General features: G+C 73.5%; 18 protein-coding genes. 5 read left to right on the forward strand and 13 right to left on the reverse strand.

The window, feature by feature from the left end; all coding sequences use genetic code 11:
* Positions 1 to 2: 2 nt before the first annotated feature.
* Entirely contained in the window at positions 3 to 803 is an 801-nt protein-coding gene (locus AC3ERT_RS28795; RefSeq protein ID WP_335976486.1) for a class I SAM-dependent methyltransferase, read from the reverse strand.
* 384 nt (positions 804 to 1,187) lie between these two features.
* Between AC3ERT_RS28795 and AC3ERT_RS28800 the strand changes: the two genes are divergently transcribed.
* Together AC3ERT_RS28800 and AC3ERT_RS28805 are read left to right on the forward strand one after the other, a co-directional pair.
* Positions 1,188 to 2,486, forward strand: coding sequence for a cytochrome P450 (locus AC3ERT_RS28800; RefSeq protein ID WP_435177664.1), 1,299 nt, complete (start codon positions 1,188 to 1,190; stop codon positions 2,484 to 2,486).
* Between the two features lie 38 nt (positions 2,487 to 2,524).
* Positions 2,525 to 2,722, forward strand: coding sequence for a ferredoxin (locus AC3ERT_RS28805; RefSeq protein ID WP_435135893.1), 198 nt, complete (start codon positions 2,525 to 2,527; stop codon positions 2,720 to 2,722).
* A 60-nt stretch (positions 2,723 to 2,782) separates the two neighbouring features.
* On the opposite strand, the gene AC3ERT_RS28810 is transcribed toward AC3ERT_RS28805, so the two are convergent.
* The 5 genes from AC3ERT_RS28810 to AC3ERT_RS28830 form a co-directional block, all read right to left on the reverse strand.
* Positions 2,783 to 3,904: a serine hydrolase domain-containing protein gene (locus tag AC3ERT_RS28810; RefSeq protein ID WP_435177667.1), complete on the reverse strand. Its 1,122-nt coding sequence runs from the start codon at positions 3,902 to 3,904 to the stop codon at positions 2,783 to 2,785.
* A complete protein-coding gene (locus AC3ERT_RS28815) occupies positions 3,901 to 4,824 on the reverse strand; it encodes a DUF6895 family protein (RefSeq protein WP_335976476.1) in 924 nt (307 codons plus the stop codon). Before AC3ERT_RS28815 ends, AC3ERT_RS28810 begins: the two co-directional genes overlap by 4 nt.
* Positions 4,821 to 5,849 (reverse strand): DUF6895 family protein, encoded by a 1,029-nt coding sequence (locus tag AC3ERT_RS28820; protein WP_435177670.1) that lies wholly within the window; start codon positions 5,847 to 5,849, stop codon positions 4,821 to 4,823. The genes AC3ERT_RS28815 and AC3ERT_RS28820 overlap by 4 nt, the downstream gene beginning before the upstream one ends.
* Before the next feature lie 140 nt (positions 5,850 to 5,989).
* Positions 5,990 to 6,733: a hypothetical protein gene (locus tag AC3ERT_RS28825; RefSeq protein WP_435177683.1), complete on the reverse strand. Its 744-nt coding sequence runs from the start codon at positions 6,731 to 6,733 to the stop codon at positions 5,990 to 5,992.
* Positions 6,734 to 6,788: 55 nt separating this feature from the next.
* Entirely contained in the window at positions 6,789 to 6,974 is a 186-nt protein-coding gene (locus AC3ERT_RS28830; RefSeq protein WP_335976471.1) for a hypothetical protein, read from the reverse strand.
* A 259-nt stretch (positions 6,975 to 7,233) separates the two neighbouring features.
* Between AC3ERT_RS28830 and AC3ERT_RS28835 the strand changes: the two genes are divergently transcribed.
* Positions 7,234 to 9,630 (forward strand): ATP-binding cassette domain-containing protein, encoded by a 2,397-nt coding sequence (locus AC3ERT_RS28835; RefSeq protein ID WP_435177672.1) that lies wholly within the window; start codon positions 7,234 to 7,236, stop codon positions 9,628 to 9,630.
* A 131-nt stretch (positions 9,631 to 9,761) separates the two neighbouring features.
* On the opposite strand, the gene AC3ERT_RS28840 is transcribed toward AC3ERT_RS28835, so the two are convergent.
* Entirely contained in the window at positions 9,762 to 11,066 is a 1,305-nt protein-coding gene (locus tag AC3ERT_RS28840; protein ID WP_435177674.1) for an amidase, read from the reverse strand.
* A gap of 33 nt (positions 11,067 to 11,099) precedes the next feature.
* Positions 11,100 to 11,513 (reverse strand): ATP-binding protein, encoded by a 414-nt coding sequence (locus tag AC3ERT_RS28845; RefSeq protein WP_335976465.1) that lies wholly within the window; start codon positions 11,511 to 11,513, stop codon positions 11,100 to 11,102.
* A 275-nt stretch (positions 11,514 to 11,788) separates the two neighbouring features.
* On the opposite strand from AC3ERT_RS28845, the gene AC3ERT_RS28850 reads away from it, so the two are divergent.
* On the forward strand, positions 11,789 to 12,172 hold the full coding sequence (locus AC3ERT_RS28850; protein ID WP_435177676.1) for a VOC family protein: 384 nt from the start codon (positions 11,789 to 11,791) through the stop codon (positions 12,170 to 12,172).
* A 20-nt stretch (positions 12,173 to 12,192) separates the two neighbouring features.
* Here AC3ERT_RS28850 and AC3ERT_RS28855 read toward each other — a convergent pair whose 3' ends face one another.
* Both AC3ERT_RS28855 and AC3ERT_RS28860 read right to left on the reverse strand, forming a co-directional pair.
* The gene (locus AC3ERT_RS28855; protein WP_435177685.1) at positions 12,193 to 12,987 is read right to left on the reverse strand and encodes an SDR family oxidoreductase; all 795 of its coding nucleotides are present in this window, start codon (positions 12,985 to 12,987) and stop codon (positions 12,193 to 12,195) included.
* A 203-nt stretch (positions 12,988 to 13,190) separates the two neighbouring features.
* On the reverse strand, positions 13,191 to 14,414 hold the full coding sequence (locus AC3ERT_RS28860) for a lipase family protein (RefSeq protein WP_435135909.1): 1,224 nt from the start codon (positions 14,412 to 14,414) through the stop codon (positions 13,191 to 13,193).
* Positions 14,415 to 14,749: 335 nt separating this feature from the next.
* Here AC3ERT_RS28860 and AC3ERT_RS28865 point away from each other — a divergent pair, with 335 nt between their 5' ends.
* Positions 14,750 to 16,069 carry a PucR family transcriptional regulator gene (locus AC3ERT_RS28865; protein WP_435177678.1) on the forward strand — a complete coding sequence of 440 codons (1,320 nt, stop codon included), beginning with the start codon at positions 14,750 to 14,752 and terminating at the stop codon, positions 16,067 to 16,069.
* A 99-nt stretch (positions 16,070 to 16,168) separates the two neighbouring features.
* On the opposite strand, the gene AC3ERT_RS28870 is transcribed toward AC3ERT_RS28865, so the two are convergent.
* The 3 genes from AC3ERT_RS28870 to AC3ERT_RS28880 all read right to left on the reverse strand — a co-directional run bounded on the left by AC3ERT_RS28870 (position 16,169) and on the right by AC3ERT_RS28880 (position 19,448).
* Positions 16,169 to 17,017, reverse strand: coding sequence for a carbohydrate ABC transporter permease (locus AC3ERT_RS28870; RefSeq protein WP_335976916.1), 849 nt, complete (start codon positions 17,015 to 17,017; stop codon positions 16,169 to 16,171).
* A gap of 68 nt (positions 17,018 to 17,085) precedes the next feature.
* On the reverse strand, positions 17,086 to 18,006 hold the full coding sequence (locus tag AC3ERT_RS28875; protein ID WP_435135920.1) for a carbohydrate ABC transporter permease: 921 nt from the start codon (positions 18,004 to 18,006) through the stop codon (positions 17,086 to 17,088).
* A gap of 98 nt (positions 18,007 to 18,104) precedes the next feature.
* The gene (locus AC3ERT_RS28880) at positions 18,105 to 19,448 is read right to left on the reverse strand and encodes an ABC transporter substrate-binding protein (RefSeq protein WP_335976452.1); all 1,344 of its coding nucleotides are present in this window, start codon (positions 19,446 to 19,448) and stop codon (positions 18,105 to 18,107) included.
* Positions 19,449 to 19,747 lie beyond the last annotated feature (299 nt).

A 19,747-nucleotide genomic window follows, 5' to 3' on the forward strand; every position in this document is an offset into this window, starting at 1 on the left:
GGTCAGGGCGTGCCGTGCTCCGGCACGGACCGGATCAGCACCAGCGACCCGTCCAGGTACGGCTGGTGGCGCAGCGCGCCGTACTGCGCGTCCCAGGCGCCCGACCCGATGGCCGCGCGCAGGTCGCCGGTGTACCGCGCGGCCAGCTCCGGCGGCACGAAGCTCCACGCCGAGCACGCCTGCCGGGCACCGGGGTCGAGCAGCCGCTCCGGGCGGGCGTAGTACGCCTCGTTGAAGCCGTCGGTGCAGTCGGCCGGGATCGGCACCGGTGTCACCGTGCACCTGCCGCCCAGCGCGGCCGTGATCGCCTCGACCGCCGGGTAGCGGCGCGCCTCGGTGTCCAGTACCAGCGGTGCGTACGCGTACAGCCAGAAGTCCCGGACGAGCGCCGGGTCGCAGGTCATGACGACCACGGGGCCGCGGGTCACCCGGCGCATCTCGCGCAGCCCGGCCGCGGCGTCGCTCCACTGGTGCACGCTGAACGTCGTCATCGACGCGTCGAACCGGTCGTCGTCGAAGGGCAGTTGCTCGGCGGAGGCATCGATCGCGGGTGCCAGGTGCGCGGGCCGCTGGGCGCGCATCGTCGCGGACGGTTCCACCGCGACCACCTCGGCGTCCGCCGGCTCGTACGACCCCGCGCCGGCGCCGACGTTCAGCACGCTGCGGGCGCCGCCCAGCGCGTCGGCCAGCACCCGTGCGATCCGCGGGTCGGGCTGCCGGTAGTCGCTGTAGCCACCGCCGATCACCCCGTAGTCCGCGTCGCCCGCGCTTCCGTCCGCCACGCCACCCCGGATGTCTGCCATGCCTGCAATCTACCCGGCGGTGCTGTGGCCGGGCAGGGCTGCGCGGGGCCGCACGCAGGGCGCCGTGTGCGCTCCGGGCGGGCCGGAGCGCGCGCCGTTCGCCTCCGGTTGCTGCCGCCCCGGGGTGCGGAAGTGGCCGGTTCTCTTCGCTCGGGCCTTCCGCACCGGCTCGCCGCCGCCCGCACCGGGCCGCGCACCGTCGGCTTCGGGACAGTTTCGGCCGAACGCCCGAAGCGCCCTTCCGTCCGTACGGAGCGTGAACTACCGTGACCTACGGGTTAGTTGCTCAGAGCATCTAGTGCTGGGGCCAACTACCCCATGTGCCACAGCAGTCGCACCACGGAACGAAGATCTCACCCTCACCCCCGGAGGAGAGAGCCCGCCATGGCCGCAGCGATACCCAGCCCCGCATCCCCCACCGGCGCCTTTGTGCCCGCGCACCCCGCACCGGCGGCCGACCCGGGCGCCGCCGGCGCCTGCCCGTACGGCCCGCTGCCCGAGCCGCTGGCCGCGCCCGCGGCCCGCGCGACCTGCCCCTTCGACCCGCCGCCCGCCTACCAGCAGGCCCGGCGCGAGCGCCCGGTCGCCCGTACCACCCTCTGGGACGGCTCGTCCTGCTGGCTGATCACCCGCCACGACGACATCCGCCACACCCTGCGCGACGACCGCTTCAGCGCGGACTCCGCCCGGCCCGGCTTCCCCTTCCTGAGCGCCGGCCGCAGGGCGCTCAGCACCGACCGGCCCACCTTCATCAGGATGGACGACCCCGAGCACGCGCGGCTGCGCCGGATGCTCACCTCGGACTTCATGATCCGCAAGGTCGAGTCCATGCGGCCGCAGGTCCAGCAGCTCGCGGACGACCTGCTCGACGCGATGACCAAGGGGCGCCAGGAGGCCGACTTCGTCGCGGACTTCGCGCTGCCGCTGCCGTCGGTGGTGATCTGCCTGCTGCTCGGTGTGCCCTACGCCGATCACGAGTTCTTCCAGCAGTGCAGCAGCGCGATCCTGCGCACCGAGTCCACCCCGGAGGAGGTGGTCGCCGCGCAGAACGAACTGCTCGCCTACCTCCGCGACCTGACCCGCGCCAAGCGGCGCTCCCCGGACGACGCCATCCTCAGCCGGGTCGCCGAGCAGAGCGACTTGACCGACGCCGACATCGCCCGGATGGGGCGGCTGCTGCTGGTCGCCGGACACGAGACCACCGCGAACATGACGGCCCTGGGCATACTCGCCCTGCTGCGCAACCCCGGCGAACTGGCCCGGATGCGCGACGGCGGTCCCACCGAAGTGCAGGCCGCCGTCGAGGAGTTGCTGCGCTACCTCACCATCATCCAGAGCGGGGTGGCGCGCGTAGCCACCGAGGACGTCACCGTCGGCGACACCCTCATCCGCGCCGGCGAGGGCGTGCTGTGCATGCTCAGCGCCGGCAACCGCGACGAGGAGGTCTTCCCCGACGCCGACCGCCTCGACCTCGCCCGCCCCGGCAGCCGGCGCCACCTCGCCTTCGGGTTCGGCGTCCACCAGTGCCTGGGCCAGCCGCTCGCCCGCCTCGAACTCCAGGTCGCGCTGCCCACGGTGCTGCGCCGGCTGCCCGGACTGCGGCTCGCGGTCCCCTTCGAGGATGTCCGCTACCGCAACGAGACGCTCATCCTGGGCGTCCACGAACTCCCCGTGGCGTGGTGACCGCGCCCCCCGTGCCCCCCGGCGGAAGGACCCCACCGTTGCGTATCCACGTCGACCAGGAGAAATGCTGCGGCTCGGGCATGTGCGTGCTCGCCGTACCCGACGTCTTCGACCAGCGGGAGGACGACGGCATCGTCGAACTCCTCGACGCCAAGCCCCCGCAGACCCTGTGGCCCGACGTCCGCGACGCCGCCGCCACCTGCCCCTCCTGGGCCATCACCCTCGACGAATCCTGACCCCGCCCCCTCCGCCCGGCCCCGCCCCCACCGGGCCGGGGCCGGGCCCTCTTCGCCCCGTCAGGCGGGTGGGGAGGGGGTGGCGAGGGTGTGGAGGAGGCGGTAGCAGGTGCCGATGAGGGCGCAGGTGCGGTCGTGGCGGGTGGCGGTGCCGACGACGGCGGTGGCGGTGGCCGGGTGGAGGCCGAGGAAGGACTGGCGGCCGAAGGTGGCGCCGGCGTGGAAGAGCAGGGGCCCGCCGGGGCCGGGGTGGAGGTACCAGGTGAGGGTGTGGGTGTGGCGGCGCCCGAAGCCGCGCCGCAGCTGCGGCACTTGGACGTCGCGCAGCGCGGCGCGCAGGGCCGCGGGGGCGGCCGAGGAGTCGGGGGAGAGTAGCGCCTCGGCGTAGCAGAGCAGGTCGCCCGGGGTGGCGCTGACCGCGCCGGCCGGGCCGAAGGCCGCCATGTCGTTGGGCGGCAGCGGGGTCCGGCCGTCGGGGCAGTGGCCGACCGCGCCGTCCGGGTCGAGGCCCACGACCGAGCCGGTCAGGCCCAGCGGGCGCAGCACGCGCTCGGTGAGGAGCGCGGCGAAGCCGGTGCCGGTGACGCTCTCCAGCGCCGGGCCGAGCAGCGCCACCCCGAAGTTGGAGTAGTGCCAGTGGCGGCCGGGGGCGTGCGCGGGGCGGGTACGGGCGAAGCCGCGCAGCAGCCGCTCGCGGTCGTACCCGGCGTAGCCGTTGGTGTACGGGTGCAGCAGCGCGCCCGGGATCAGGTCGCGCGGCACCCGGGGCAGCCCGGAGGTGTGGGTGGCCAGGTGCCGCAGGGTGATCGCGCGGGAGCGGGGGTGCGGCAGGCGCAGCCCCGGCAGGTGGGCGGCCAGCCGGTCGTCCAGGCCGAGCACGCCCTCGCGGGCGAGTTCGGCCAGCAGCAGGACGGTGAACGTCTTGGAGAGCGAGCCGAGTTCGTAGCGGAGCAATTCGCGTGGCCGCGCGGGCGGCACGGTGCCGCCGGTGGCGACGGTGCGGCGCCCGGCGCGGGAGACGGCCAGCACCACGTCGGGCGCCCGGACCTCGGTGAGCGCCTGCCGGAGCCGGGTGGCGGTGTCGGTGCCGGGGTCGGAGTCGGCGCCGGTGCCGGGGTCCGCGCCGCCGTGGAGGTCCGGGCCGTCGGCCCCGGTGCCCGTACGCGCCGCGGTCCCGCTCACGCGGCGGCGCCGGCGGACATCGCCCGGGACGTCGCCATCGCGGACGCGAACGCCGCGACCAGCGTGGGGTGGTGGACCAGGTCGAAGACCTCCGCGGGACTGCCGTCGGGCATCCCGTGGTGGACCGGCATCGCGCCGTCGGGGGCTTGCGCGGCCGCGTACCGCTCCCACAACTGCGCGTCGAGCACCGGCCGCGGCAGGCACGCGTCGAGCACGAGCAGCTCGCCGAGCAGGTCCCAGTGTTCCAACTCCGCCCAGTCCGCCGCCCACGCGGGCACGTACAGCGCGAGGTAGTCGGCGATCCGCGGCGGCAGCCGGTCCGGCGCCGCGCCCCAGTCGGTGAGGTGGAAGACGGTGTGCGTGACGTCGTAGGCGATGTGCAGCTGCACCGTCCACGGCTCGGGGGTGCGGCCCAGCCACGTGGCGGCCAGGGCCTGTTCGACGTCGCCGCTGGGCACCAGGCCGATCTTGCGCTCCGAGTTGAGCAGCCCCAGCCGCCGGGTCGGCAGCATCTCGACGGCCTGCCAGCTCGCGGTGGTGCGCGCCAGAGCGATCGCGGACTCCAACCCCGGGTGCCGGTGGCCGAGTTCGTGCAGGCTGCCGTAGATCTCCAACGGCACCGGGGACAGCGGCTCCTGCGCCTGCAACTCGGCCAGGACGTTGCCGCCGTCGAGCAGGTCCCGCCAGGCGAAGTCCAGCAGCCGCACCGACAGGTCGTGCTGCCGCGAACCGGCGACGCCCTCGCGGGCCAGCACCCGCATGTTGATCGCCAACTCGCCGATGGGCTTGAGGCGTTCGACCAGCCCGCGGCCGGTCTCGCGGTCGACGTCGGTGAGGCGGAACAGCTCCCGGTTGGCGTGCAGCCAGGCCAGCGCCTGGTCGCCGACACGGTGCAGCAGCGCGGGGGACGCGGCGGTCACGGCAGGACCTCGCTCTCGACGGGGGCGGATGCGGACGGAGAAGCGGACGGAGAAGCGGACGGGGAGACGGCGGCGGAGGCGTGCTGGCCCGGGTCCGTATACGGGTACGGGTACGCGTTGTCCGGGCCGTCCGGGCCGGCGCAGGCGGCGGGCGCGGTTCGCGCCAGTGTCGCGGCGAACGCCGCCACCAGCGTGGAGTGGTAGCAGCCGGTGAACTCCGCCTCGGGCGGGCTCCCTTCGGGCGGGCCGTCACCGGTCTCGGGCACGGCGCCGTCCGGCCGCTGCGCCGCCGCCAGCGCCCGCCAGGCCACCGGGTCGTACGCCGCCCCCGGCATGCAGGCGGCCACCGCGAGGAGTTCCCCGGTCAGGTCCCACTGCCGCTCCTCGGCCCAGTTCACGGTCCAGGCGGGCAGCCACAGCCGCAGGTAGTCGGCGAGGAGCCGGGGCATCCGGTGCGGCGCACGGCCCCAGTCGGTGACGTGGAAGACGTCATGGGTGACGCCGTACGCGGTGCGCAGGTCCAGCGCCCATGGCTCGGGGCGGGCGCCCAGGCCGGTCCGCGCCAGCACGGCGGCGAACTCGGCGTGCTCCGGCACGCCCACCCGCCGCTCGGCGTTGAGCACGTTGAGCGTGCGGGTGTGGTCCGCGCGCGCGAGCTGCCACAGCCGCAGCCCGGTGGTGGCCGCCATCAGCTCCTCGGCGGCCGGGTGCCGCAGCCCGGCCCGCGCGAACACGCCGTACAGCTCGACCGGGTACGTGGCCTGCGGCTCGCCGCGCACCAGCTCCGCGAACAGCTCACCGCCACCGGTCTGCTGCCAGGTGAAGCCGAACAGGTCGTCGGCCAGGGCGCGTACGGCCGGCAGCGGGTGGCAGCCGCGGATGACGTCGGTCAACTCGGCCAGTTCGCCCAGCGGTTTGATGGTGAGGTTCGGGTCGGCGTCGGTGGTCACGTCGGGCGGCAGCCGGAAGGACGGGCGCATCGCGTCGACCCGGGTGAGCGCGGCCGTGACGATCCGGTCCAGCAACTCCGCGTCCTCGTGCGGGCGTTCGCCGCCGGCGCCCGGGCGCGCGGGGAAGGCCGAACGGTCCGGCCCGCGCCCCCGCGAACCGGCAGGCGCACCCGGACCCGGGGTCGGCGTACCCGGGCCCGTCCGCGCGCCGCCGTTCACCGCACCCCGCGCCCGTGGAAGCGCCGGGCCACCGCGGTGTGCAGCGCCACCCGGGGGTCGCCCGCGCTCATCCGCAGCACATAGACCAGCCCGGCGTCGAGCCCGAGCGTGTCGGGCACGTCCGGCATCCCGGCCAGCCAGCGGCCGATCCCCGCGGCCTGCACCCAGTCGCGGCGCCGCACCGCGCGGACGAAGCCGCGGGCCAGGTCCTCGGTGCGCGCGGCGAACCCCTCGGCGAGCGCGGGCGCCAGCCCCGGCAGCGAGAGCGCGCCGAGCTGGGAGGCGCGGTGCGCGAGCTTGGGCCACGGGTCGGTGTGCAACCAGTCGGTGCCCGCCCGCGGTTCGGCCGGTCGGCCGTCCTGCCCGCCGGGACCCGCGGCGGCCCCGGAGCCGCCGGGCAGAAAGGCGCGCGCGGCCTCCACCAGCCCGCGGTAGCTCCACACGGACACGTCGGAGGCGTCCGCGGCCGGGGGATAGGCGGCGAGCGCCTTGCGGACGATCGCCTCGTCCGCGAGCCGGGCACCCTCCGCTCCGCCGCCGGCCGTGGCCTGGGGCCCGTTGCCGTCCATGTGTGCCGTCGTACCGGTGGCCGGCGCGTACGGCGCCAGCACATCCGCCCCCAGGACCCTGATGGCCGCGAGTGCGACCGGGTCGTCCTGCGCGAGGACGCCCGACAGCGCGTAGGAGTCGCGCCCGCCCTCCAGGGCGAGCGCGACTCCCGTGGCGATGTCGGCGACCACAGCGCTCAGCGAGGTGTCTCCCTGCGGCTGCTCGGCCAACGTGTCGCCTGCCGCGTCAGCGGGCGTCCGTCTTCGGGCGCGGGGTGGGCGGCGAGATCAGGAGCAGTGCGGCGAGCAGGAGCGCGCCACTGCATTCACGGGTGTCGCGGTAGATACCTTCCGCCTCAGCGGAGTCGAGCAGTCCTTCGACCTCAGCGGCGAGCGCGGTGGTCTTGACCGGGGCGGTCAGTTCCGAAGCCATGGGATCATCTCCTCTTTGTTCGGCTTGGACTCACCTCAGAATGACAGTTCGGACATATGCCCGCAAATGGGATGTCCGACCCCGGGCGTGTCGCGCCGCCCGCTGCCGTGACAAGCCCGGGAAAAGCGGCCGAAGCGGGCGTTGTCAGACCCCGGTGCTTGGATCGGGGACAGGAGTGATCAGCCGGCAACGGGACCCGGCCGGCGGCTCCGCGGAGCGGACGGACAGACGGATAGACAGACGGACGGACGGAGTATCGATGAGCACGGCCAGCAGACCCGGCACGGCGGCACCTCCCGCCGACACCCATGACGCGATCCGGGTGCACGGCGCGCGGGCGAACAACCTCAAGGACGTCAGCGTCGAGATCCCCAAGCGGCGGCTGACGGTGTTCACCGGCGTCTCCGGCTCCGGCAAGAGCTCCCTGGTGTTCGGCACCATCGCCGCCGAGTCGCAGCGGCTGGTCAACGAGACGTACAGCGCCTTCGTGCAGGGCTTCCTGCCCGCCCTCGCCCGGCCCGAGGTCGACGTCCTGGAGGGCCTGACCACCGCGATCGCCGTCGACCAGCAGCGGATGGGCACCGACGCCCGCTCCACTGTCGGCACCGCCACCGACGCCCACGCGATGCTGCGCATCCTCTTCAGCCGCCTCGGCGACCCGCACATCGGCCCGCCGTCCGCCTACGCCTTCAACGTCCCCTCGATCCACGCCAGCGGCGCGATGACCGTCGCGCGCGGCGCCCGCACCGCCCAGAAGGTGACCTACGAGCGCACCGGCGGGATGTGCCCGCACTGCGAGGGCCGCGGCACCGTCTCCGACCTCGACCTCACCCAGCTCTACGACGACACGAAGTCGATCGCCGGCGGCGCCTTCACCATCCCCGGCTGGAAGCCCGACAGCTTCTGGACCGTCCGGGTCTACGCCGAGTCCGGCATCCTCGACCCCGACAAGCCGATCCGCGACTTCTCCCCGAAGGAGTTGCAGGACTTCCTGTACGGCGACCCGGTCCGGGTGAAGGTCAACGGCGTCAACGTCACGTACGAAGGGCTCATCCCCAAGCTGCGCACGTCGATGCTGGCCAAGGACCGGGACACGCTCCAGCCGCACATCCGGGCGTTCGTGGACCGCGTGGCCACCTTCACCGCCTGCCCGGAGTGCGGCGGCACCCGGCTCAGCGAGGGCGCGCGCTCCTCGCGGATCGGCGACCTGAGCATCGCCGACGCCTGCGCCCTCCAGATCAGCGACCTCGCCGCGTGGGTGCGGGGCCTGGCCGAGCCGTCGGTGGCGCCGCTGCTGACCGCGCTCGGCGACAGCCTCGACGCCTTCACCGAGATCGGCCTGGGCTACCTCTCCCTGGACCGGCCCGCGAACACCCTGTCGGGCGGCGAGGCGCAGCGGGTGAAGATGGTCCGCCAGCTCGGCTCCGCCCTGACCGACGTGACCTACGTCTTCGACGAGCCGACCGTCGGCCTGCACCCGCACGACATCCAGCGGATGAACAGCCTGCTGCTGCGGCTGCGCGACAAGGGCAACACGCTGCTGGTGGTCGAGCACAAGCCGGAGGCGATCGGGATCGCCGACCACGTGGTGGACCTCGGCCCCGGCGCCGGACCGGCCGGCGGCACCGTCTGCTTCGAGGGCACCGTGGAGCAGCTGCGGGCGTCCGGCACCGTCACCGGGCGGCACTTCGACGACCGCGCGGCGCTGAAGAAGACGGTGCGCGAGCCCACCGGGGTGCTGCCGGTGCGCGGCGCCTCGACGCACAACCTGCGGGACGTGGACGTGGACATCCCGCTCGGCGTGCTGGTCGTGGTCACCGGTGTCGCCGGGTCCGGCAAGAGCTCGCTGGTGCACGGGGCGCTGGCGAAGAGCCCGGTGGGCGCCGCCGCGGGCGTCGTCTCGGTCGACCAGAGCCCGATCCGCGGCTCCCGGCGCAGCAACCCGGCGACGTACACCGGGCTGCTCGACCCGATCCGGAAGGCGTTCGCGAAGGCGAACGGGGTGCAGCCGGCCCTGTTCAGCCCCAACTCGGCGGGCGCCTGCCGCACCTGCCAGGGCACCGGCGTCGTCTACACCGACCTCGCCATGATGGCCGGGGTCGCCGCGGTCTGCGAGGTGTGCGAGGGACGGCGGTTCGAGGCGTCGGTGCTCGAACACCGGCTCGGCGGCCGCGACATCAGCGAGGTGCTCGCGATGCCGGTGGCCGAGGCGCGGGAGTTCTTCGGCGCGGGGGACGCGCGCACCCCGGCCGCGCACGCGGTCCTCACCCGGCTCGCCGACGTCGGGCTCGGCTACCTCGGTATCGGCCAGCCGCTCACCACGCTGTCCGGCGGCGAACGGCAGCGGCTCAAGCTCGCCACGCACCTGGCCGCCAAGGGCGGTGTCCTGGTCCTCGACGAGCCGACCAGCGGTCTCCACCTCGCCGACGTGGCCCATCTGCTCGCGCTGCTCGACCGGTTGGTGGACAGCGGCAAGTCCGTGATCGTCGTGGAGCACCACCAGGCGGTCATGGCGCACGCCGACTGGATCGTGGACCTCGGGCCCGGCGCCGGGCACGAGGGCGGCCGGATCGTCTTCGAGGGCACCCCCGCCGACCTGGTGGCGGCCCGCGCCACCCTCACCGGCGAGCACCTGGCGGCCTACGTGGGCGGCTGAGCAGGCGTCGGGCGCGCGGACGGCGAGGCGCGCGGACGGCGAGGTGAGCGGAAGACGGGTGAGCGGAAGACGGGTGGGCGGAAGACGGGTGGGCGCAGGACGAGGCGAGCGGACCACGAGTGCGGGCGGCCTCAGTACGCCGGCGGCTCCCCGGGCGGGGCGAGCAGCGCGGCGCCGGCCTCCGCCCAGGCCAGCAACTGCTCGTCCGCGCTCGGGCGGGCGACCCACTGCGAGCCGATCGGGAGCCCTTCGCCGGTGCGGCCGGCGGGCAGGCACAGCGACGGCCAGCCCGCGAAGCTCCACGGCCCGCACATCACCGGGTCGCCCGTGTCGGACAGGCCGCGCGGCGCGGGCCCGGTGGCGGCTGGGCAGATCCACACATCCACCCCGGCCCGGCCGGTCGCGGCGAGCAGCCCGGTCCGGAAGGCGTCGCGGGCCCGCAGTGCCCGCTCGTACCGGGCGGGCGAGACTGCCTGCCCCGCGCGGACGGTGGCCGCGGACTGCGGACGGTAGTAGTCGCCGTACCGCGCGAACCACACGGCGTGGCTGCGCGCGGCCTCATGGCGGTTGAGGGCGGACAGGTCGTCGGCGACCGCCGCGAAGTCGGCGAACATCGGCACCCGCCGCACCTGGTTGCCGGCCCGGGCCAGCGCCGCCACCTGCCGTTCGAGGGCGGCGCGCGCCTGCCGCCCGGCCCGCTCCAGATACGGCCCGTCGGGCACGCCGAAGACCGGTGGGCGGGGTGCGGCCCCTCGGACCGGCCGCCAGCCGTCGCACAGCGCGGCCGCCGCCGCGCCGACCTCGGCGGGCGTCGCGGCGAACACCCCGAGGGTGTCCAGCGTCGGCGCGTTGGGCACGACCCCGCCGGTCGGGATGCGGCCAGCCGTCGGCTTGAAGCCCACGACACCGCAGTACGACGCCGGGCGCACGACCGAGCCGACGGTCTGCGTGCCGAGCGCCAGCGGCACCATGCCCGCCGCGACCGCCGCGGCGGACCCGCTGCTGGAACCGCCGGGGGTGTGGTCGGGCGCGTGCGGGTTGCGGGTGGGGCCCGGCGCGCTCATCGCGAACTCCGCGGTCACCGTCTTCCCCGCGACCACCGCGCCGGCCGCGCGCAGCCGGTCCACGACGGCCGCCTGCGGCCCCGCGAACACCTCCGGGGGCAGCCGCGACCCGGCGCGCGTCGGCAGCCCGTCCACGCGCACGATGTCCTTGACCGCCACCGGCACCCCGAACAGCGGTGGCCGCCCGCCCGGCACCGGCCATCGCGCGTGCACGTCGGCCAGTTCGCGGCGCAGCCGCTCCCGCCGGGCGGCAGCCGGCTCCGCGCCGCCGACGAACGCCGCGACACGGCCGTCCCGTTCCTCGATGCGCGCGCACAGCTCGTCCACCGTCACCGACGGCCGGCCGTCCACGCCATACGTTCGCAGGTCCACGACGGCCAGGGTGCCAGGCCGAGCGGCGGACGGTCAGGGGCGGTTGCCGAGTTCGGCCCAGACCTTCTTGCCGCGGCGCAGCGGGACGGCGCCCCAGGACGTGGCGAGCGCGGTCACCAGCAGGAGGCCGCGGCCGCGTTCGTCGCGCTCGTCGGGGCGCAGCAGCACCGGCAGTTCGGGGGAGTGGTCGGTCACGGCCACCCGGACGAGGCGGCCGCCCGGCCGGGTGATCGACACCCGCAGCCGCGTACCGGTGGTGTGCCGGGCGGCGTTGGCGACCAGCTCGTCCACCACCAGCGCGGTGTCGTCGGCGAGGTCGTCCAGCGCCCACACGCTCAGCACGATCGTGACGAGGCTCCGCGCCGGGCGTGCGCTCTGCGGCGCACAGGGCAGCGTCGCCTCGTAGCCGGGGTGGCCGCGGGGGTTGGCGACGGCGGTGACGGTCATGGGGATCTCGATGTGCGCTGGTGGGACGGGCGGTGGGCCGGTCGTTCTGCTGGTCGGTGTGGCTGCTGTGCTGGTGATCGGCTAGCTCCTGCCCGCCCAGGCGCCTCCCGCACCACGATTAGCCGGAATGCGTGGCAATTCCCTCCATTCGGCCGTACGGCGGGTGGGGCGCGGGTCGGCCGTGGCCGCGCCCGCCTGGGCGGATAGGGTCGGCCGCAAGCCCCGCAGCGGGCCGTTCGCCGCCGCCGTACCGGGAAGGAACCGTGCAGGGGCCCATGCGTGTCGACCGACTCGACCACCTCGTGCTGACCGTCCGGGACATCGACGCCGCCGTCGCCTTCTACACCGGCGTGCTGGGCATGACGGAGGTGACGTTCCGCGGCGGGCGGAAGGCGCTCGTCTTCGGGCAGAGCAAGATCAACCTGCACCGGGCGGGGCACGAGTTCGAGCCGAAGGCCGCCCGCCCGACACCGGGCAGCGCCGACCTGTGCCTCATCGTGGCCGAGCCGCCGGCCCAGGTCGTCGCCGAACTCGCCGCGCACGGCGTCGCGGTGGAGGAGGGCCCGGTCAAGCGCACCGGGGCGGCCGGCCCGATCACCAGCGTGTACGTGCGCGATCCGGACGGCAACCTGGTGGAGCTGAGCAGTTACCGGTCCTGACGGCAGGCGGGCCGCCCGCGCTACGCGAGGCCGCCGTTGCTGTGCAGCAGTTGGCCGTTGATCCACTGCCCGCGCGGCGAGCAGAGGAAGCCGACCAGGTCCGCGGTGTCCTGCGGGGTGCCCAGCCGGCCGAGGGGGGTCTGCGCGGCGAGTTCGGCCCGCAGCTGCCCGGTCATCCAACCGGTGTCCACCGGACCGGGGTTGACGGCATTGGCGGCCACCCCGAGATGCGCCAGCTCGCGCGCGGCGGCCTGCACGATCCGGTCCAGCGCGCCCTTGCTCGCGCCGTACGGCAGGTTGCCCACGGTGTGGTCGCTGGTGAGCGCCACGATCCGCCCGGTGCCGTACGGCCTGGCGAAGCGGCGGCCGAACTCCCGTACCAGCAGCCAGCTCGCGCGGGTGTTGACCGCGAAGTGGCGGTCGAAGCTCTCGACGGTGGTGTCCAGCAGGCCGGAGTCCACCGACTCGCAGTGGCACATCACCAGCGCGGTGACCGGCCCGAGTTGCCGCTCGGCCGCGTCGAACACCTGCTCAGCGGCGCCTACCTGGGCGAGGTCCGCCTCGATCGCGGCGGTGGCCGCGCCGTGTCTGGCCAGCTGGGCCGCCACCGCCCCGGCCGCACCGGCTTCCACGCCCCACGGCATCCGCGTGTCGTACGGCGTCCAGTAGCTGAACGCCAGGTCCCAGCCGGACGCGGCCAGGTGCGCGGCGATCGCCGCGCCGATCCCCACGGTGCGCCCGACCCCGGTGACCAGCGCCACCGGTCGGGCCGCGGGCGCGGCGGGTTGTGGGGGCGCGGCGGACTGATCGGACACGGCGGGCTGGGCGTCTGCGGCGGGCCGGGCGTCGTCGGAAGGTGTCACAGCCGCCGATCCTCGGCTCCCCGGCCCCCGCCCGCAACGGGTTTACGCCCCGGCAGGCACCCCGCGGGGACCCGCGGACCTGCCCCCGCGGCCGGTGGGGCATCGACGGGTGCGACCGGCCGCGGGGAGGGTTCGGGGAGGGCGCGGGGGAGATGTCAGCAGTCGTTGTCCGCGGGCTTGCCGGCGAAGCGGTTCGCCAGGAAGATCTCGACGGAGACCGCCCGGAAGGCGACCTCTTCGGCGTGCTCGCCGAGCAGGTCGCGGACCTTGTCCACGGTGCCGCCGGCCGCGCACCAGTTGTCGACGGTGGTGTTGTCCTGGCCGACGGGCACGATCTCGTCGGTGTCGGCGTGGTAGTCGTACACGGGCGTGGCGGGGGCGGCGGTGCCGAGGGTGTTGGTGCGCAGGACGGCCGCGACCGAGGGGACGGAGAAGGGGTCGGCGACGGACGTGTCTTCGCTGAGCTTGCGGAAGGCGTAGGCCGGCAGGATGTTCAGCTCGCAGGTGCCCTTGATGGACGCGAAGTCCTGCTGGCCCTTGGCGTTGAGCAGCCCGGCGATGCCCGCCTCGGGGAACTCGGTGGAGATGCCGTAGGCGGCGGCGAACTCGAAGCCGGCGAATGCGGTGCCGTCGATGTACCGCCCGACGGCGGCCGGGTCGGAGGGCAGCCCGCCGATCGCGGCACCGGCCAGCTTCACGTCCGGCGCGTAGGACGGCTGGAGCTGCGCGGCCCAGCCCGTCGCCTCGGCGCCGCCCGAATAGCCGTCCAGCGCCCAGGGGTTGGCGGAGCCGACGCCCGCGGTGTTGAACGCCTTGACCGCGCGGATGCCGTCCAGGACGGCGTGGCCGGCCTGCGGCCCGGCGAGGAACACCGACTTGGGCCCCTCGAAGTCCGGCACCGCCACCGCCCAGTTCGCGGCGAGCAGTTGGGCGCCGAGCGCGGCGTCCTGCACATCCTGGCCGGTGGCGATCTGGTACGAGGGCGCGCAGCTGGTGCCGACGCTGTCCTCGGGCGTCTGGAGCGAGACCACCGGCCGCTTCCCGGACCCGGTCCAGGCGGCCTTGGGTACCACCAGCGTGGTGACGGCCAACTCCGGCTGCCCGTGCGAGTCGTTGGTGCGGTAGGAGATCTGCCAGGCGTTCACCGGCACGGAGATGCCGAAGAGGTTGACGTCCGGCACGGCGCGGCTGTCCACGATCGCCCCGGCCGGGTAGGAGGCGATGCCGGCGGGGGCGGCGTAGAAGGGGTCCTGGTCCGGCACGGTCGAGCCGGGCGCGGTGGTGGCGGACGGCGCCGCGGCCGAGGCGGCAGCGGCGGGCAGGAACGTGCAGGTGCAGGCGAGTGCGGCGGTCACGGCCAGGGCGTAGGGCTTGCGCACGGCTCTCCTCGGGTGCTCGGGTGCTCGGGGTGCGGGGCTGTTTCGGCGGGCTCGGGGGCGCGGGGCGGTCCGGTGCGCGCGGGGCGGGTGGGCCGGACCGGGGGGACGGGGACGGCGGGTCTGCCGGGACGGGACCACGCCATCATGGGCCGGGCCGGCCGCCGGTGAGCCTGGGGCGGTGGCGCAGACTTTCACCCGCGGGGTTGTGATCGCGCACAAAGCCGGGAGCGGCACTTCACACCGGGGTTACCCGTAGGTAATAGTGGAAGGTCCCGTATCGGGGCGCGTACGGCTCCGCGATCCGACCCGCGCGCCCGCAACCCGCGAGGTGCCCTGTGACGACGCAGCCCGCGGCGGAGCCAGGCCCCGCCGCCCCGACGCCCGCCCCGACGCCCGCCCCGACGCCGGCTCCGACGCCCGCTCCGATCACCATCGGCGGCACCCCGCTGGACAAGCGCCTGGTCACCTCCGTCCACGAACTGGCCGCGCGGGTGGTCGCCCGCCTGACCGAGCGGATACCGGTCTACGCCTCGCTGCCCGCCGAGCAGCTGCGCGGCGACATCACCGCGGTCGTCGTCCGCGGCATCCGCTCCTTCGCCCAGGTGCTGCGGACCGGACAGCCGCCCACCGCGGGCCAGTTGGAGCTGACCCACCGCTCGGCGGTGCGCCGCGCGCAGGAGCACATCCCGCTGGACGCGGTCGTCGGGGCGTACTTCCTGGGGGCGTACGAGTGCCTGGACGAGGTGCTGGCCGACGCCGGGCCGGACGACCTCGCGGATGTGCTCGCCACGCAGAAGCTGCTGCTGCGCTACCTCGACGTGGTCACCGAGTCGGTCTTCGCCGGCTACATCGCCGAGAGCCAGGCGGCGCTGGGCGAGCGGCAGAGCGCGCGCCAGGCGCTGCTGTCGGCGCTGCTGGACGGGGGCGCGGCGCGGCAGGCGGCCGAGCGGGCGGGCATGCGGCTGCCGGACCGCTACTGGGTGGTGAGCGTGGCGGCCGCGCCGCACCCGGACGAGCGCGCCCGCGGCGTCGATCCGAACATCGCGGCGGGCCGCAAACTGCGGCGGATGCGGGCGGAGTTGGACCGCTGGGCGCATGGCGAGGCGCTGTCGGCGCTGTCGCCCGACGGGGGCGTGGCGCTGATTCCGGCCGCGCCCGCCGCGCACCCGGAGGCAGCCGCGCCCGCCGACGCCGACGCCGACTTCGAGCGGCTGGCCGGGCTGCTGCGGGACATGGCGCGCTCCTGCGGCGCGCCGCTGACCGCCGCGGCGGTGGCCGCGCCGCCGCAGGACGTGGCCGGGGCGGCCCGGTTGGCCGCCCGGGTGCGGCAGGTCGCCGTCGGCTGCGGGCGCGGGCCGGGCCTGTACCGGCTGGACGATGTGCTGCTGGAGTACCAGCTCACGCTGCCCAGCCCGGCCCGCGACCGGCTCGCCGCGCTGCTGCGCCCGCTGGAGGGCCGGGCGGACCTGCTGGAGACGCTGCGGACGTTCCTGGCCTGCGGGCTGGACCGGCGGCGCACCGCCGAGCAACTGCACGTCCACCCGAACACGGTGGACTACCGGCTGCGCCGCACCAGCGCGCTGACCGGCCTGAACGCCGCGCACGGCCCGGACCTGCCCAGGCTCCAGGCCGCGCTGGCGGCGTACGGCGCGTGACGCGCCCGGTTCGGCTCCGCGCCGGTTCGGGTCGCTTCGGGCCGGCCTCCCGGCCGGCTCCCGATCAGCCCCCGGTCGGCCCGCCCGTCGGCTTCGCGCTCAGCCCTTGCTCGACCCGAGCGACAGGCCCGCGATGAACTGCCGCTGGAGGCAGAGGTAGACCACCAGCGTCGGGATCGCCGCGATCATCGCGGCCGCCGCGATGAGGTTCTGGTTGCTCACGAACTGCCCCTGGAGGTTGGCCAGCGCCGACGTCACCGGGCGTTTGTCGCCCGAGGACATCAGGGTGATCGCCCAGAAGAAGTCGTTGTAGATCCAGGTCGTCAGCAGTGTCGCGAGCGCCGCCAGCGCGGGGCGGCACAGCGGCACCGTCAGCCGCCAGAACCGCGTCCACAGGCCGGCGCCGTCCACGAGCGCGGCTTCGTACATCTCGCCCGGGATCGACCTCATGTAGTTGCTCAGCACGAAGACGCAGAAGCCGAGCTGGAAGGAGACGTTGATGACGATCAGCCCGAAGATCGAGTTGTACATCAGCCCGCTGTCGGCCAGGAAGTGCGGCAGCGGGATCTTCAGGTAGATCCGGTAGAGCGGGGTGATGATGACCTGCTGCGGCAGCAGGTTGCCCGCGGTGAACAGGATCAGCAGCGCCACGTTGGCCTTGACGTTGACCCGGACCAGCACGAAGGCGACGCCCGAGGCCAGGGCCAGCACGATCACCACCGCCGGCACCGTGATCAGCACCGAGTTCCAGAAGAAGTGCCCCATGTCCGACTGCGACCAGGCGTCCGAGAAGTTCTTGAACGTCAGGTGGTGCGGCATCGACACGTAGCCGTACTTGCGGGTGTCGGAGTAGGGGCGCACCGCCACGTAGAGGGCGAAGAGGATCGGCAGGATCCACAGCACCGAGGCGATGATCAGGAACGCCTGTGAGGCGATCTGCCCGCGCAGCCGCGGCTTGGCGCCGGGGCCGCCGGTCCGCGGCTCCTTCGCCTGCGGCCGGGTAAGGGTCTCGGAGCTCACGGGGTGTCCTCCCGGCGGAACGCTTGATATAGGAAGATCGTGATCGGCACCAGGGAGATCACCAGGAGCACCACGCCGAGCGCGGAGCCGAAGCCGACCCGCTGCGTCTCGCCCACGATGTTCGAGGTCACCAGCACCGACAGCAGTTCAAGGCCGTTGATGCCCTTGTTGGTGATGTAGACGAGGTCGAAGGCGCGCAGGCTCTCGATGACGGTGACCACCATGATGACGATGTTGATCGGCTTCATCACGGGGAAGATCACCCGCCAGAAGGTCTGCCAGGGGTTGGCGCCGTCCATCAGCGCCGCCTCGCGCAGCGTCGGGTCGACGGCCTTGAGCCCGGCCAGGTAGAGGATCATCACGTACCCGGCCTGCCGCCAGGTCGCCTCCAGCAGCACCGCCCACAGGTTCAGGTGCGGATTGCCCAGCCAGTCGATCGCGTTGCTGTCGCCGTTTCTGCCGATCACCGTGTTGATCAGGCCGTAGTTCTGGGAGTAGACGAACTCCCAGATGATGCCGATCAGCGCCAGCGACAGCATCACGGGCAGGAAGAGCAGGCTCTGGTAGATCCGGGTGCCGCGCAGACCGCGGTCGAGCAGCACCGCGAAGAGCATGCCCAGCGGGGTGGCGATCACCACGAAGACCGCCAGCCACAGCAGGTTGTGCCGCACCGCGGGCCAGAACTCGGGGTAGATGGTGGCGGCCTGGTGGTAGTTCTGCACGCCGTACCAGCAGCCGTTGTTGAGGATCGACGGCATGTTCGGCTGGCAGGTCTTCTCGTGCAGGCTGCCCACGCCGTTCCACTTGGTGAACGACAGCAGCACCGTGCCGATCGCCGGGAACCAGACGAAGGCCAGGTCGAGCAGGAGGGGTATGCCGAGCAGTACCGCGACCACGACCCGGTCGCGGACGGTCATCGTGCGCAACCGCCGGCGGCGGCGCCGGGCCGGGGACGTGGAGTCCGCGGGCTTGTCCGACACCGCCGCCGGGGTACGCCCCTGGGACGTAGCGCTCATCAGGAGTAGATCGCCTTCGCCTGCTTCTCCGCGCTCTGCTGGAGCTTGGTGATGTTGGACGTGCTCGGGTCGTCGATGAACTTCTGGCAGATCGCGATCATCGCGTTGGCCATGGCCGGGTCCGAGTCGCGGTCCATGAACTGCGCGACCGCCTTGCACTTGGCGATCTCCTGCACCGACTTCTTCTGGATCGCGTCGTAGGTCGGCACCTGAAGGCCCGTGACCAGGCCGACGTCCCACTGGTCGGTCTTGAGGTACGTCGACTCGGCCGCGCCGGTGCCGATGTACTCCAGGATCGCCTTGGCGGCGTCGGAGTTCTTCGCCTTCTTGCTGAGCATGAACCCGTCGGTGGGCGCGTCCATGTAGTCCTGGCCCCACTGCGGGTTGATCGCCGGGAAGGTGAAGAAGTCCAGGTCGGCGAGGTCGGCCTTGTCCGCGACGTACTGCGCGGCGACCTGGTTGGTGCCCTGGAACATCATGCCGGCCTTCTTCTCCTCCAGCGTCTTCGCGGCGTCCTGCCACAGCCGGCCGTTGGCGCCGGTCTGGGTGTAGGGCAGGATCTCGGCCCAGTGCTGGAAGACGGTGTGCACACCCTGGTCGGTCCACGGGATCTTGTGGGTCATCAACTTGGTGTGGTAGTCGTACCCGTTGATCCGCATGTTGAGGATGTCGAAGGTGCCGAGCGCCGGCCAGCCGTCCTTGTCGGCGAAGGCGATCGGGACCAGGCCGTCCTTCTTCATCTGCTTCGCCAGCGCGACGTACTCGTCCCAGGTGGTGGGGATCGTGTAGTGGCGCTTGGCGAACTCGCTCTTGTTGTAGAAGACCACCCACGGGTAGTTGTAGATCGGCACCAGATACTGGTGGCCGTCGAGCCCGGTGGAGAGCTTTTTCGCCGCGGCGCTGAAGTTGCCGCCTATCTTCTCCCACACGTCGTCGAGGGGTTCGGCCAGACCCTGCGCGGCGAAGTACTGCATGCGGTATCCGGCGAACCAGGTGAAAAGGTCGTCCGGGGTGCCTTGCAGGTAACTCGTGATGTTTGTCTGGAAAGTGTCGTGGTCGACCGTGTTGATTTTGACCTTCACCTTGGTCGCCGCGGTGGCCGCGGTGGTGAGGGCCGCGAACGCGGTCTTGACAGCCGGGTCGGAGTAGTTCGACCCGAATGTCACCGTGCTGCCCGCAACGGGCTGCTTGCTCTCCGACTTCTTCTTGTCGGAACCCCCGCACGCCGCGAGCAGGCCGCCGCCCGCGGCGGTGAGGCCCGCGGCCCCGACGCCCCTGAGCAGATTCCTGCGGGTCGCGGACAGCGGGCTGCCCGTGCTGCCCGACGACTCGACCTCCGACATGGTGCCTCCATGTGTGTGTGGGCGTATCCGGTGTACCGCTGGCGAAATCCGGCGGGTGAGCCCTGACGTGGCGTCACTGTCCGTCGATCCGTTTCCAACAGAAGTCACCAAGATGAAACGCCATCGCAATCGCAGGGTAGTTCTACGCCACATGTAGAAGGGCGTCAACGCCTCCCCGGGGATGCGTTGCCGGACCGTGATGCGCACATGTTGTTTAATCGTGTTCACTTCCGTGAACTCGATCAACTCGATAGCGCGGAACGGCGAATACCGCAGGTCCGCGGGTGTGGGGGGGGGGG

Source organism: Actinacidiphila sp. bgisy145 (assembly GCF_057708125.1).

Bases quoted from the DNA above. Each gene is read 5' to 3' on its own strand.
- AC3ERT_RS28875 (WP_435135920.1), bottom strand. From the start codon at position 18,006: ATGACCGTCCGCGACCGGGTCGTGGTCGCGGTACTGCTCGGCATACCC.
- AC3ERT_RS28850 (WP_435177676.1), top strand. From the start codon at position 11,789: ATGCGTGTCGACCGACTCGACCACCTCGTGCTGACCGTCCGGGACATC.
- AC3ERT_RS28795 (WP_335976486.1), bottom strand. From the start codon at position 803: ATGGCAGACATCCGGGGTGGCGTGGCGGACGGAAGCGCGGGCGACGCG.
- AC3ERT_RS28830 (WP_335976471.1), bottom strand. From the start codon at position 6,974: ATGGCTTCGGAACTGACCGCCCCGGTCAAGACCACCGCGCTCGCCGCT.
- AC3ERT_RS28845 (WP_335976465.1), bottom strand. From the start codon at position 11,513: ATGACCGTCACCGCCGTCGCCAACCCCCGCGGCCACCCCGGCTACGAG.
- AC3ERT_RS28835 (WP_435177672.1), top strand. From the start codon at position 7,234: ATGAGCACGGCCAGCAGACCCGGCACGGCGGCACCTCCCGCCGACACC.
- AC3ERT_RS28880 (WP_335976452.1), bottom strand. From the start codon at position 19,448: ATGTCGGAGGTCGAGTCGTCGGGCAGCACGGGCAGCCCGCTGTCCGCG.
- AC3ERT_RS28800 (WP_435177664.1), top strand. From the start codon at position 1,188: ATGGCCGCAGCGATACCCAGCCCCGCATCCCCCACCGGCGCCTTTGTG.